Genomic DNA, 13,975 nt, shown 5'->3' with positions numbered 1-13,975 from the left:
AGATAAAGGAAATAAAGAGATGTACTTAAATGTATTTGATGGAAAACGGAATAGGGCAACTGTACAGAGGGGCTACTCTTTGATACAGCTGTTGGTGGTCATGCTGTTGGTTTCGATATTGGCGACGTAGGATATTAGGCCGTCTGAAAGATACTTCACATCAGCTTTCAGACGGCCTTGTTGTAAGATGAGATTTGATATTGGCGTACTTTTTTAAATACAGATAAAATCCCTGCTAATTATTTATAACGATATTTTTAGGATACACAGTGCTTGCTTTGGATTATTGTCATCAAAAGGCTGCAGAAAGCCATTCCAGTTTTTTATCCGGCTTTCGTTTTTTATCGGTAGAAAAAAGAAATGCGATCACTGTTTTATACGCTTTTTGTCGCGAACTAGATGATGTGGTTGATGGCTGTACCGATCCAAATGTAGCTCAGATAACATTGAATTGGTGGCGCAGTGATTTGGAGAAAGTCTTTAACAATGAAATGCCTGAGCATCCCGTTCATCAGGCCTTAAAAGATATTCGGGCAAATTTTGACTTGCCGAAGAATGAATTTGAAGCTTTGATTGATGGCATGCAGATGGATTTGGAGCAGGCTCGTTATGGTAGTTTTGATGAATTAAAGCTGTATTGCTACCGTGTTGCAGGGGTAGTAGGGCATCTTATTGCGCGGATTTTAGGTTTTTCCAATCCGAAAACTTTGGAATATGCGGACAAAATGGGCTTGGCTTTGCAGTTGACGAACATTATTCGCGATGTGGGCGAAGATGCGCGACAGGGAAGAATTTATCTGCCGATAGAGGAAATGCAGAAGTTTGACGTACCTGCCAACGTCATTATGCAGTGCAAACCGACAGATAATTTTGCAAAATTGATGCAATTTCAAGTGAATAGGGCGCGTGAAACTTATCGTGAAGCGATGTCGCTTTTGCCGGCTGAGAATAAGAAATCGCAAAAAGTCGGCCTGATTATGGCGGCTATTTATTATGCGTTGTTGAATGAAATCGACCGTGATGGTGCGCAAAATGTTTTGACTTATAAAATTGCGATTCCTTCTCCCCGTAAAAAACGTATTGCATTGAAAACTTGGCTGTTTGGATTTAAACCATGAATACTAAGCGTCCAAAAATTGCTGTGATTGGTGCCGGTTGGGCAGGTTTGTCTGCGGCGGTTTCCCTGATTCATCGAGCCGATATTTCTTTGTTTGAGGCCGGGAGACAGGCTGGCGGTAGGGCGCGTGCCATAGCAGGGAAAGATGGTGGATTCAGCTTTTTGGATAACGGGCAGCATATCTTGTTGGGTGCGTATCATGGTGTTCAAACTTTGATGCAACATATTGGCGTTCAACCTGAATCAGCCTTTTTACGCCAGTCTTTGCGATGGTATATCCATGAAGGATTGCAGTTTCAGACAGCCTCTCTGCCTGCACCTTGGCATTTGCTTGTCGGTATCCTGCGTGCGAAAAATCTTTCTTTTTCATTGAAAATCAAATTGCTGTCGGATATGTCGGCATTGCAACGTTGGGCAGCTCATCATAAAACCGATTTGACGGTTGCGAAGTGGCTGAGAACACGAAATGTTCCCCGCAGCCTGCTTGGCCAATTTTGGCAACCTTTGGTTTGGGGTGCTTTAAATACGCCGTTAGAACAGGCATCGTTGCGCACTTTATGTAATGTATTGAATGATGGCGTGTGGTCTGAAAAGGAGAACAGCGATTATCTTTTGCCTAAGCAGGATTTAGGGCGGATCGTAGCCGAACCGGCTTTGGATTTTCTACACAAACATGGTGCAAAGATATATCTTGAAACTCGTGTTTCCCATTTAAACCATCATATTGATGGCCGAATTGAAATTAATGGTGAAGTATTTGATGCGGTGATTTTGGCTGTTGCGCCATATCATGTTGACGCACTTCTGCCTGAAGATACGCCTGACTATATTCAGACGGCCTATCAATCGTTGCACTATCATGCGATTACCACGGTTTATTTGCGTTATGCCCAAGCAGTCAAACTGCCTGCACCTTTAACCGGGTTTGCCGATGGTGCGGCGCAATGGGTACTGCATCGGGGGGCGTTGGGTTTGCCGGATAATGAAGTCGCAGTCGTTATCAGCGTTTCCGATTGCACCGAGGCTTGGAAGGATAAAGATTTGGCTGAGAAAGTTCATGCGGACATTAAGCGGATTTGTCCGGATTTGGGTAAGCCTGAAGCCGTACGTATTATTACGGAAAAACGCGCGACTACGGCGGCAACGGTTGATTTTGTACAACCTGATTTCTCATGGCTGCACCATCGCCGTATTTATCCGGCCGGTGACTATCTCCATCCGCGCTATCCGGCAACATTGGAAGCAGCGGTTCAGTCAGGCTTTGCCGCGGCTGAAAAGCTTATGCTGGATTTGCAGGTTGAATAAACTGAGGCCGTCTGAATGTTCAGACGGCCTTTTTGACTTTACAAAACTTACCAAGCCGATACAATATCCGAAACCATAAAGTTCAAGGAAAAGTCATGACGACATTAGCGAACAAAACCATCTTGATTACCGGAGCATCCCAAGGCTTGGGCGAGCAGGTTGCCAAAGCCTATGCGGCTGCCGGAGCGACTGTCATTTTGGTGGCGCGTCATCAAAAGCGTTTGGAAAAAGTATATGATGCCATTGTGGCTGCCGGCAGCCCTGAGCCGTTTGCCATCTGCTTTGATTTGATGAGCGCGGAGGAGAAAGAGTTTAAGCAATTCGCGGAAACTATTGATGAAGCTACTGGTGGAAAATTGGATGGCGTGGTGCATTGTGCCAGCTATTTCTATGCCTTGTCGCCATTGGATTTCCAAACCGTATCGGAATGGGTCAACCAATACCGCATCAATACCGTTGCGCCTATGGGCTTGACTCGTGCGCTGTTCCCATTGTTGAAGCAATCCGAAGACGCTTCTGTGATTTTTGTCGGCGAAAGTCACGGCGAGAAACCGCAAGCCTATTGGGGCGGTTTCGGTGCTTCCAAAGCCGCGCTCAATTATTTGTGTAAAGTGGCTGCGGATGAGTGGGAACGTTTTGACAACCTGCGTGCCAATGTTTTGGTTCCGGGTGCCATCAATTCGCCGCAACGTATTAAATCTCATCCGGGCGAATCGAAGAGTGAACGTAAAAACTACGAAGATGTCCTGCCGCAATTTATTTGGTGGGCAAGCCAAGAGAGCAGGGGGCGGACAGGTGAAATCGTCTATCTGTAAATATACCTGCTCAGAGTGGTTTGAAAACATGAGGCCGTCTGAAATTTATATTTTCAGACGGCCTTTAACTTATTGAGTTTTATATCTAAATAATGTTGAAGTTTGATGTTTGACGTGTTAACAGACAAACATTAAGCTGGCACAAAATTAGATATGGTAATCTAAGTTATAGTTATATTGGATAAATATGACGGAATTTGACTTTATCAGACAATATTTGCAGCGACAAAAATCGGAAGGTCTGATTTTGGGCATAGGGGACGATGCCGCTATTATTCGCCCAAGTAACGGATTTGATTTATGTTTTAGCGCTGATATGTTGGTCAAAGGCAGACATTTTTTTGAAGATGTTTTACCCGAAGATTTGGCATGGAAAATGCTTGCAGTAAATTTATCCGATATGGCCGCTATGGGTGCTAAGCCACGTTGGGTGTTGCTCAGTGCTGCGTTGCCTGAATTGAATCAAGATTGGCTCAAACGCTTTTGCGATAGCTTTTTTGCTTTGGCTGTGCGTTTTGATACGGTGTTGATTGGTGGCGATACCACCAAAGGCGATTTGGTCTTTAATGTAACGATAGTAGGTGAAGTTCCGACAGGGCGTGCCTTGCGGCGGGATGCGGCCGAAGTTGGAGACGATATTTGGGTATCGGGTCGGTTGGGTTTGGCTGCCGCTGCTTTGAACAAACATCTGGGGCATTATCAATTGCCGTCTGAAATCATGGCGGTTTGCGATGATAAATTGCTCCGTCCGGAACCGCGCGTTTCATTGGGGCAGGCATTGTTGCCGTTTGCCCATGCTGCGCAAGATGTTTCAGACGGCCTGGCTCAAGATGTGGGGCATATTTTAAAAGCCTCTGCTGTCGGGGCGGAAATATTTGCCAATTGTGTGCCGTCGTTGCCTGAATTGAAAAACGTTTTGTCGCGCGAACAATGGTTGTCGGCAGTATTGGCCGGCGGCGATGATTACGAACTGATTTTTACTGCTGCTCCAGAAGACAGGGAACGTGTTTGTCAGGCAGCGGAACAAAGTGGCGTACCGGTCGCCCGAATTGGTAAAATTACCGACTCAGGCCGTCTGAATATTTTAGATGCCGAAGGCGGCGTATTGGAACTGACTTCTTTAGGATTTGATCATTTTGGCTGAACGTAAACCTACTTTTTCTTGGCTGTTGCAAAAACCATTGTGTTTTTTAGGATTCGGTTTCGGCAGCGGTTTGTCGCCGGTTGCGCCGGGTACGGCCGGAACGCTGGCAGCATTACCTCTGGCTTTTGTATTGTGCCTGTTGGGCATAGACGGCTGGATATTGCTTTTATTGTGTATCGCCTTGTTTTTTTGGGGTATCCGCATTTGCGGTTATACCGAGCGGGAACTGGGCATTCAGGATTACGGCGGTATCGTCTGGGATGAAATTGTCGCAATGCTGTTGGTGCTGTCGCTGATTCCGTTTAAATGGAGCTGGTGGCTGGCGGCTTTTGTTATTTTCCGCTTGTTTGATGCATTGAAACCATGGCCGATCAAATGGTTTGACCGGCGGATTCATGGAGGTTTAGGCATTATGCTTGATGATTTGATTGCGGCTGTGATGACCTTGATGGTCTTAGGCCTGTTTTATTGGATAGCGTGATGCGTTTTAAGTGTTTCGACCCTTTACAAAAACAGGGCGGGCACGCCGGAATTATCCGGATTGAAATAAAATAAATACCATACGGGGTAAACAATTATGAATGAAATCGAGATTAACGTGGAGCCGCGTTATATGGCCGGTCAGAGCGACGTCTATCGCGACCGCTATGCCTTCAATTATCTGATTACCATCTGCAACCGCAGTGATGAAATCATTACTTTGCGTCAGCGTTTTTGGGAAATCACCGACGGACACGGTGAGACAGAGCAGGTCGGTCATGCCGGCCTGATTGAAGAGCAACCTGTTTTGTACCCGGGCGAAGCCTATGAGTATCACAGTGGTTCGCAAATCAGCACGCCTTGGGGCAGCATCGAAGGCGCGTATGAATTTGAAGACAGCATCGGCAAACGTTTCGTTATCGGGGTGCCGAAGCTTGAATTCAAAGCAGGCTTTACTTTGCAATAGGCCGTCTGAAAAATAAAAAACCGGAACATTTCGCATGTTCCGGTTTTTTATTTTTCAGACGGCCTTATCAGTCTTTGCAAGGCTGTACCAATACCCACGGCGCCACGACAACCGCCCACATTTCCTGCTTATCCGCTAAAAATGTGCGCGCCATATCATCGCTGACGGCACCGAATTTGCCTTGTTCCATCCATTGTTTCAATGGCGCGGCTTCATCTTCGGCAACATGGCGGGCGACGGCAATCAAATCCAAATCGGGCGCAACATAGACGGCGGCACCGCGTGCGAAGTGGGGTTGCAGCTCTTCCCATGAAATGCGGGCGGTTTCGGTATTGAGTTTTTCGTTTAAGAGTGGAATAGACATAGGACAATCATCAAATAAAAAACGGATTGTAACCGATATTCGGCCTTTTGCCCGATGCCGTCTGAAAACGAAAGAAATTTACAGGGTTAACGTTATACAGTATCATTTTAATGTTTTAATTTTCTTTCAGACGGCCTGTAGTCCGTATTCGGGCAAGGGCGGTTTTAGGCTTATGAATTCTGTATTGTTGACCGGATTGCTGCAAAGGCTGCTGATTGCGCTTGTCGCATTGGCGGCGTTGTGGGCTGTATATTTTTGGGCGGTATCGCCATGAGTATTGTGGTGGAAAATCTGACGGTCAGCTATCAACGCAGGCCGGTGGTGCACCATGTCGATATGGTGTTTGAAGATGGCAAGATGTGGACGATTTTCGGGCCGAACGGCGCGGGTAAATCGACTTTGCTCAAAGCTATTATGGGCTTGCAGAAGACGGACACGGGCAGCGTGCGCTATGAAAATATGGCGCGCAAGGATATTGCCTATCTGCCTCAGCAGTCGGATATTGACCGCAGCCAGCCGATGACGGTGTTTGAACTGGCGGCGATGGGGCTGTGGTATGAAATCGGATTTTTTGGACGCGTGAACGCGGCTCAGAAAAAGCGCGTGATGGCGGCTTTGGAACGCGTGGAAATGCAGGATTTTGCCACGCGCCAAATCGCGCACTTGTCCAATGGTCAGTTCCAACGTGTATTATTCGCGCGGATGCTGGTGCAGGATGCCAAATTTTTGCTGCTGGACGAACCGTTTAATGCGGTGGATGCGCGAACGACTTATGCGCTGTTGGAAGTTTTGCGCCAATGCCATCAGGACGGTCAGGCTGTGATTGCCGTGTTGCATGATTACGAGCAAGTGAGGGCATATTTTGCCAACACGCTGCTTTTGGCGCGTGAAAAAGTGACTGCCGGTGCGACGGAAAATGTGTTGACTGATGAATTTTTGGCACAGGCCAACCGAATGATGCAGAAACAGGAAGCGGCCGATTGGTGCGCGGTTTAATGGACAAGGCCGTCTGAAAGTAAGTGTTTTTCAGACGGCCTAAGGCTTTCAGAGATTAATAAAAAAGCGATAAAACATGAACTTATATGATTTGGTCGTCGCGCCGTTCGCCGAATTTGACTTTATGCGCTATGCCTTGGCGTCGATTTTCTGCCTGGCATTGAGCGCGGCGCCCGTCGGTGTGTTTTTGGTAATGCGCCGCATGAGTTTGGTGGGCGACGCCTTGAGCCATGCGGTTTTGCCCGGTGCGGCCATTGGCTATATGTTTGCCGGTTTGAGTTTGCCTGCGATGAGCGTCGGCGGTTTCGCGGCCGGTTTGCTGATGGCTTTGTTGGCAGGTTTGGTCAGCCGGTTTACTTCATTGAAAGAAGACGCGAACTTTGCCGCATTTTATTTGAGCAGCCTTGCCATCGGCGTGGTTTTGGTCAGCAAAAACGGCAGTAGCGTCGATTTGCTGCATTTGCTGTTTGGTTCGGTGTTGGCGGTGGACATTCCGGCTTTGCAGCTGATTGCCGTTTCTGCGAGTGTCACTATTTTGCTGATGGCGGTCATGTTCCGCCCGCTGGTGTTGGAGAGCATAGATCCTTTGTTCCTCAAGGCTGTCGGCGGTAAGGGTGGCTTTTGGCATGTGTTGTTTTTGGTGCTGGTCGTGATGAATCTGGTTGCCGGTTTTCAGGCATTGGGTACGCTGATGTCAGTTGGCTTGATGATGTTGCCGGCGATTACTGCCAGACTGTGGGCGAAAAGCATGGGTTGGCTGATGATTTTGTCTGTCGCATTGGCTTTACTTTGCGGCGTGGCAGGACTGTTGTTTTCCTACCATATCGAAATCCCGTCCGGCCCTGCGATTATTTTATGCTGCGGCACGCTTTACCTGATTTCCGTCGTGTTCGGTTGGGAGGGCGGCATTTTGGCAAAATGGCTGCGCCGCAAGAAACACCGCACGGCATAATTTTTCAGACGGCCGCTTGAATAATCAGGCGGTCTGTCTTATGATGATGTTAATGTTACGTTATATCACTGGAGAGAATATGAAACATTGGAAACTCGGCATCGTTGCCGCATTATTGACCGGTGCCGCTTATGCCGCTCCTTTGCCTGTTGTGACCAGCTTCAGCATTTTGGGCGATGTGGCCAAACAGATTGGCGGTGAACGTATTGCTGTTCAAAGTTTGGTCGGTGCCAACCAAGACAGCCATGCCTACCACATGACCAGTGGCGACATCAAAAAAATCCGCAGTGCCAAATTGGTATTGCTCAACGGCTTGGGCTTGGAAGCTGCCGATGTACAGCGCGCAGTCAAACAGAGCAAAGTTCCTTTTGCCGAAGCGACCAAAGGCATTCAGGCTTTGAAAGCAGAAGAGGGCGGTCATCATCATGACCACGATCACGAAGGCCATCATCACGATCACGGCGAATTTGACCCGCACGTTTGGACCGATCCCGTCCTGATGGGCACTTATGCGCAAAACGTTGCCAATGCTTTGATTCAAGCCGACCCTGAAGGCAAAACCTACTATCAGCAACGTTTGGGCAACTATCAAATGCAGCTGAAAAAATTGCACAGTGATGCGCAGGCTGCCTTTAATGCCGTGCCTGCCGCCAAGCGTAAAGTCTTGACCGGGCACGATGCCTTCTCTTACATGGGCAAACGCTACAATATTGAATTTATCGCCCCTCAAGGCGTGAGCAGCGAAGCCGAGCCGTCTGCCAAACAAGTGGCTTCCATCATCCGCCAAATCAAACGCGAGGGCATTAAGGCCGTCTTTACTGAAAACATCAAAGACACGCGCATGATTGACCGTATTGCCAAAGAAACCGGCGTCAATGTCAGCGGACGTTTGTATTCTGATGCATTGGGTGGCGCACCGGCCAATAGCTACATCGGCATGTACCGCTACAATGTCAAAGTTTTAACCGATGCCATGAAAAAATAAAGCGGCTTAAGGATAAAGGCCGTCTGAAACCTTAAAAACAAGGTTTCAGACGGCCTTTTATATGCTTATTTTTAAAATAAACCGTCAAATTTGAAATATAAAAATAAAATTTGTGCTATTAAAAGTTTAATTATCAAAAATTCATGCCAATTTGCTTGGTAAGTACGCACCATCCGTGCGAATTACTTATCGGCTGTCTGCCAGCCACTCACGGCTTGACTTCACCCTGTTACAATTCGGCATCTTCACGTTTCTTAATATTACATCATGAGCAACCATTCATCTTGGTCATCCAAAATCGGCTTTGTGCTTGCTGCGGCAGGCTCGGCCATCGGTTTGGGTGCAATTTGGAAATTCCCTTATACGGCCGGAACAAACGGCGGCGCTGTATTTTTTCTTTTGTTTTTGATTTTTACGATTTTGGTAGCCTTGCCGGTTCAATTGGCCGAGTTTTACATCGGCCGTACGGGCGGTAAAAATGCCATCGACTCCTTCAAAGTATTGCGCCCCGGTTCGCAGTGGCCGTGGGTCGGCCGCATGGGCGTGGCCGCTTGTTTTATCTTGCTGTCGTTTTACAGCGTGGTCGGCGGCTGGGTATTGAACTATGTGGTACACAGTTTTACCGGCGAAATTCATGCCGGTGCAGACTTTGAAGCCTTGTTTGGTAAAACGATTTCTTCGCCGTTTGGCTCGCTGTTTTACCAAGGTTTGTTCATGCTGATTACCATTTGGGTGGTCAAAGGCGGCGTTTCAGACGGCATTGAAAAGGCAAACCGCGTCTTGATGCCGGGTTTGTTTATCCTCTTTATCGCATTGGCTATCCGTTCGCTGACTTTGCCCGGTGCAATGGACGGCGTGGCATTTTTGTTGAAACCGGATTGGTCGTATTTGAAACCGGGCACGATGCTGACTGCTTTGGGGCAGGCGTTTTTTGCTTTGAGCATCGGCGTGTCCGCGATGATTACCTATGCTTCGTATTTGGGTAAAGATCAGGATATGTTCCGTTCCGGCCATGTGATTATGTGGATGAACCTGTTTGTGTCGCTGCTGGCCGGTTTGGTGATTTTCCCTGCGGTATTTGCCTTCGGTTTTGAACCCGGTCAAGGCCCAGGTTTGATTTTTGTCGTGTTGCCTGCGGTTTTTATGAAAATGCCGATGGGTACATATTTGTTTGCCGTGTTTATGCTATTGGTTGTCTTTGCGACGCTGACTTCCGCGTTTTCGATGCTGGAAACTGTCATCGCCGCAACCATCCGCCAAGACGAGAAAAAGCGCAGCAGCCATGCTTGGGCAATCGGTATTGCGATTTTTGTGGTCGGTATTCCTTCAGCGCTGTCTTTCGGCGTATGGAGCGAGTTTAAAATTTTCGGCAAAACCATTTTTGACTTGTGGGACTTCATTATTTCCGCCGTCATCATGCCGATTGGCGCGTTAAGCGTTGCCGTGTTTACAGCATGGATTCAGGACAAACAGTCTGTCCTGCGCGATGCGGGCATGGGTAGTACCATTCCGAAACAGCTGCTTTGTGTGTGGCTGGGCGTGTTGCGCTATCTTGCGCCGATTGCGATTATTGTCGTGTTCATCAACTCTTTAGGTTTGATTTAATCCGATAGTGAGCAAACGCTCCGGCGTTGCATTGCTTCGCAGGACTGTTTGTTTAAAAAACATCATTAAAAATATCAAGGCCGTCTGAAAATTTTTCAGACGGCCTTTTTATGCTCGCTTTATTCTGAATTAGAACTTCGCTTGCAACCTCAGCCATGCGGTACGGCCGGGTTCGTTGACGCGCAAGGTTTGCGTGCCGGCGGATGGGTCGCCGCCCCTGCTGACGAATTCAGCATAGGTTTTGTTGAACACGTTGTCTATGCCGGCCTGCAAGGTGGCGTATTTGCTGAATTTCCAGCCGGCATTGAGCGAGAGTACGCCGAAGCCGGAAGATGCGCCGATGTCCTGACCGACGATATTGCCTTGGCCTTTGCTGTAACGGTTTTGTTTGGCCACGACGCGCCATAATGCGCCCGCGCTGAATTTGCCGTTGTCAAAGGCAAGGGTGTTGTTCCATTCCAGTGGCGGAGTTTGTGCCAAAGGTTTGCCGTCGGTACGGTTTTTGCCGTGGGTGTAGGCGAGGCTGGTGCCGACTTCCCAGTTAGGCGCAAACGTCCATTTGACTTCGGCTTCGCCGCCAAAGCGTGAAGCGTTGATGTTGCGCACGCCGAAATTCATGCCTTGGCGCTCCATCATGATGAAGTCTTTGATGTCGCTGCCGAATACGGATACAGACGCGTGGAGATTAGGACGTTTCCAGATTACCCCTGCATCGATTTGGCGGTTTTGCTCTGCGCGGATGGCTTTGTTTTCAGAGCGCAGGCGTTCCCAGTAGTCAGGTGCGCGTTCGGCAATACCGAAGCCGGCATAGTATTTCAGGCCGTTGTCCGTATTTCTTTCCCAGCGCAGGAAGCCTGAGTTCAAATTGAATTTTTGATGTTTCAAAACAGGGTCGGTCACGCGCGCGGTATCGTAATGCGCTTTGACTTGGTCATGGCGCAAACCTGCTACCCAGCGTTGATTGTCGGTTTGCTGCCAAGAGGCTTCGGTGAAAATACCCCATTGTTTGAAACTTTGGTTGGGCATGTAAGGCTTGTGGCGGTAGCCGTCGCCGCCGCGCTCATTGCGTGCGACATGAACGTCGTCCAGATAGTCCAGACCTGTTTGTAGATTGAGTTTGTCCCAGTCAAAAGTGGCTTTCAGACGGCCTGTATCGGTATTGCGTTTAGGGTTGTTGGCATTTTTAATCTGCTTGCCGGCAGGATTGTAGATGGTACGCAGGCTGTATGTGTCCATCACGTGGTCGATTTCGCTTTTACCGTAGCGCAGTTCCAACTCGCTGAACCATGGGGTAAGGTTGCGTTGGGTAAAGCGGATGTTCCACGCATCACGGTCGAATTTGCTGCCGTCCATCATGCGGTCGGCGTAGGCAACCTTGGCCCTGCTGCGCTCGTATGTACCGGCAATGGTGGTGTTTTCTGTCGGGGTAACACCCAGTTGCAACATTTGGCTGTCGCGTTTGAAGTTGGAATGAATGCGATTGCCGTCGCCGTCTTTGTAATCGTCGGCTTCGTTATGGGAGATATTGGTACGGACATAGCCGTATTTGCCGCCGAACTCGGCTTCCAGCGAGCCGTCAAGGCGGTCATTGCTGCCTGCTGTCAGGGTGGCGTTAATGTTATAAGGTTTTTCAGTGAAATCAGGATCTTTACGGATAAATTGCACCGAGCCGCTAACCAAGCCCATACCTTGGGTAACGGTTTGCGGGCCTTTGGTGACCACGACTTGATCAAATGAGTTTGGGTGGATATAGGCAGTCGGCGGGTCCATGCGCATACCGCAACCGCCATAAATAAACTGGTCGTCGGCATTGACGGAGAGGCGCGAGCCGCCCAAGCCACGGAACAGCGGATCGCCCGAGCTGCCGCCTTTGCGGATGATGCTCATATTAGGCACGGATTGCAAAAGGTCTGCCCCGTCACCGGCAGGGAGGGGTTGCAAAGCAGCTTTGGGGTTGAAAGTAACGCGGTTGGCTTTTTCTTGTTGCGTGCCGGTAACGGTGACAGGGGAAAGGGTAACTGTTTCTTCAGGTACAGGGTCAGTGTCTGCCCATGCTTGGGATACGGCTAAGACGATAGGCAAGATAAGTAATGGTGGGTATTTCATGTGGTTCCTCTCTATCATTAAGTGTCATATCGAGTAATACTTAAGCAGTATATACAAAGTTTAGTAAAATTAAAACATACTGTTTTTAACTTATATCAATATTTATCATTATTATCTGCATGTTTTGCTGGTTCGTGATTTGGTTATACCAGTGATGACAAAATCTGATTCTTTTTAAGTAGTTAATGAAAAATGCCAATATGGTTTTAAGCTTGATTATTGGGAATTTCATTAATCTAATTATTTAACTGAAAGCAAGAAGATATTTGGTGTAAAAGAGTCATTTGCTTATGATTTTCTATTGATGTTGTGATTTGATAACATTTCTTGACGAAAAAATAGGGGATTGATTAGAATGGGCGGCCAATTGGTCAATCCAATTTATGGCCGTCTGAATAAAACTGTCCTTCAATCATCAGGAATACAACATGACGAAATTGGTTCGTCCGCAAAAAATCAGCGATCAGGTTTTAGCCGTTTTGGAAGAACGTATCGCTACCGGCATTTATGAAGAAGGCAGTAAATTGCCTCCCGAACGTACGCTTGCGGAAGAATTCGGCGTATCGCGTCCGTCGGTCAGGGTGGCATTGAATATCTTGATTGCGAAGCAGGTTTTGGAAGCGCGGCAGGGCGATGGCTATTATGTTTCCGTCAAGCCGCAACAGGATTTTTTACAAAGCTGGCAGGATTTGCTCGGCAAACATACCAATTGGGAAACAGACGTATTTGATTTCAGTTGCCACGTTGAAGGTTGCATGGCGGCGCTGGCCGCCGAAAGACGGACTGATGCCGATTTGAAACGCATTGACTTTTGGCGGCAGAAGTTTGAAACGGCTTGTGAAAGCGGAAATTTGGAGCATCAAGCCGAAGCAGATGTCAGCTTCCATCAAACCATTGCCGATGCCGCACACAATATCTTGTTTAGCCACCTTTCCAGCAGTCTGCTCAAAATGCTTTATCAGCAAACACGCAGTGGCATTATCTATATCCATCAAACCGAAGACCCGCGCCCGACATTGATTGCCCAGCACCGCGCTATTTTTGAAGCCGTTGCCCAGGCCAAACCGGCAGAAGCTGCTGAAGCGGCCAAGCTACATTTGAATTATGTCGCCCGCCGCATTTTGCAGGACAGGGAATATCAAAGCCGCAGCGAGCATGCGGATGTATTGGCACAAAATGATTTGAAACGGGTAGATTGGTAGCGTTTAAAAATAATCAGGCCGTCTGAACAGTTGAACTGCACCCCAAAAGTTGGACATCCCCCCTCCAACTCACAAGGTGCAGTTTTTTTATGAGCAAATATACATTACACTTCAAATACCAAGCCGTACTCCACTACCTGCACATACGCAGCCAGCAGCGTACCGCAGACCACTACGGCATTTCCCGAACCCACCTGCGACGATGGATAACCGCCTATCAAGAAGGCGGTATCGGCGCACTCGAACATCCCCAATCCAAAACCATGCCCCAACACCGCAAAAACCCCTTCATCGCCGACAAACCCGACCAAGAAAAAACACAGGCAGAGCTTATCGAAGAGTTGTGCTATATGCGCGCAAAGGTTGCCTACCTAAAGGAGTTAAAAGCCCTCAGCAAAAAGCGGACCGAAAAGAACAAAGCCAAACCGTCCAAGCACT

Annotated in this window: 14 protein-coding genes; 12 read left to right on the top strand and 2 right to left on the bottom strand. The window is 48.2% G+C overall.

Going from position 1 to position 13,975, the window contains the following annotated elements:
* The first annotated feature begins 269 nt into the window (after window positions 1–269).
* The 6 genes from hpnD to apaG all read left to right on the top strand — a co-directional run bounded on the left by hpnD (window position 270) and on the right by apaG (window position 5,327).
* Window positions 270–1,118: a presqualene diphosphate synthase HpnD gene (gene hpnD, locus ACTHTQ_RS10860; RefSeq protein WP_440363922.1), complete on the top strand. Its 849-nt coding sequence runs from the start codon at window positions 270–272 to the stop codon at window positions 1,116–1,118.
* On the top strand, window positions 1,115–2,422 hold the full coding sequence (hpnE, locus tag ACTHTQ_RS10855) for a hydroxysqualene dehydroxylase HpnE (protein ID WP_440363921.1): 1,308 nt from the start codon (window positions 1,115–1,117) through the stop codon (window positions 2,420–2,422). Before hpnD ends, hpnE begins: the two co-directional genes overlap by 4 nt.
* A 95-nt stretch (window positions 2,423–2,517) precedes the next feature.
* A complete protein-coding gene (locus tag ACTHTQ_RS10850) occupies window positions 2,518–3,237 on the top strand; it encodes an SDR family oxidoreductase (RefSeq protein ID WP_003682583.1) in 720 nt (239 codons plus the stop codon).
* A gap of 187 nt (window positions 3,238–3,424) precedes the next feature.
* A complete protein-coding gene (gene thiL / locus ACTHTQ_RS10845; protein ID WP_137041104.1) occupies window positions 3,425–4,381 on the top strand; it encodes a thiamine-phosphate kinase in 957 nt (318 codons plus the stop codon).
* Window positions 4,374–4,862 carry a phosphatidylglycerophosphatase A family protein gene (locus ACTHTQ_RS10840; RefSeq protein WP_049331121.1) on the top strand — a complete coding sequence of 163 codons (489 nt, stop codon included), beginning with the start codon at window positions 4,374–4,376 and terminating at the stop codon, window positions 4,860–4,862. Before thiL ends, ACTHTQ_RS10840 begins: the two co-directional genes overlap by 8 nt.
* Before the next feature lie 96 nt (window positions 4,863–4,958).
* A complete protein-coding gene (gene apaG / locus ACTHTQ_RS10835; RefSeq protein ID WP_049350701.1) occupies window positions 4,959–5,327 on the top strand; it encodes a Co2+/Mg2+ efflux protein ApaG in 369 nt (122 codons plus the stop codon).
* Window positions 5,328–5,394: 67 nt separating this feature from the next.
* On the opposite strand, the gene ACTHTQ_RS10830 is transcribed toward apaG, so the two are convergent.
* Window positions 5,395–5,691, bottom strand: coding sequence for a DUF2288 domain-containing protein (locus ACTHTQ_RS10830; protein ID WP_049323125.1), 297 nt, complete (start codon window positions 5,689–5,691; stop codon window positions 5,395–5,397).
* A 270-nt stretch (window positions 5,692–5,961) separates the two neighbouring features.
* Between ACTHTQ_RS10830 and ACTHTQ_RS10825 the strand changes: the two genes are divergently transcribed.
* From ACTHTQ_RS10825 to ACTHTQ_RS10810, 4 genes are all read left to right on the top strand, one after another.
* Window positions 5,962–6,687 (top strand): metal ABC transporter ATP-binding protein, encoded by a 726-nt coding sequence (locus ACTHTQ_RS10825; RefSeq protein ID WP_070607635.1) that lies wholly within the window; start codon window positions 5,962–5,964, stop codon window positions 6,685–6,687.
* 76 nt (window positions 6,688–6,763) lie between these two features.
* Window positions 6,764–7,639: a metal ABC transporter permease gene (locus ACTHTQ_RS10820; RefSeq protein WP_440363920.1), complete on the top strand. Its 876-nt coding sequence runs from the start codon at window positions 6,764–6,766 to the stop codon at window positions 7,637–7,639.
* A 79-nt stretch (window positions 7,640–7,718) separates the two neighbouring features.
* Entirely contained in the window at window positions 7,719–8,624 is a 906-nt protein-coding gene (locus ACTHTQ_RS10815) for a metal ABC transporter solute-binding protein, Zn/Mn family (RefSeq protein ID WP_440363919.1), read from the top strand.
* A gap of 267 nt (window positions 8,625–8,891) precedes the next feature.
* Window positions 8,892–10,229 (top strand): sodium-dependent transporter, encoded by a 1,338-nt coding sequence (locus ACTHTQ_RS10810; protein ID WP_440363918.1) that lies wholly within the window; start codon window positions 8,892–8,894, stop codon window positions 10,227–10,229.
* Between the two features lie 129 nt (window positions 10,230–10,358).
* Here the strand turns inward: ACTHTQ_RS10810 and ACTHTQ_RS10805 are convergent, their stop codons facing one another.
* Window positions 10,359–12,335, bottom strand: a complete 1,977-nt coding sequence (locus ACTHTQ_RS10805) for a TonB-dependent copper receptor (protein WP_440363917.1) — start codon at window positions 12,333–12,335, stop codon at window positions 10,359–10,361.
* A gap of 428 nt (window positions 12,336–12,763) precedes the next feature.
* Between ACTHTQ_RS10805 and ACTHTQ_RS10800 the strand changes: the two genes are divergently transcribed.
* Both ACTHTQ_RS10800 and ACTHTQ_RS10795 read left to right on the top strand, forming a co-directional pair.
* Complete coding sequence (locus ACTHTQ_RS10800; RefSeq protein WP_308187233.1) at window positions 12,764–13,537, top strand: FadR/GntR family transcriptional regulator; 774 nt, start codon at window positions 12,764–12,766, stop codon at window positions 13,535–13,537.
* Between the two features lie 89 nt (window positions 13,538–13,626).
* Window positions 13,627–13,975, top strand: a 349-nt coding sequence (locus tag ACTHTQ_RS10795) for a helix-turn-helix domain-containing protein (protein WP_440363916.1), incomplete at its 3' end; no start/stop codon positions are given.

The sequence above is a fragment of the Neisseria sp. P0020.S003 genome (assembly GCF_051957095.1).
In the GTDB taxonomy this organism is placed as follows: Bacteria; Pseudomonadota; Gammaproteobacteria; order Burkholderiales; family Neisseriaceae; genus Neisseria; species Neisseria subflava.
Note: the sequence above shows the minus strand (reverse complement) of the source record. Positions and strands in the feature narration are given on the sequence as shown.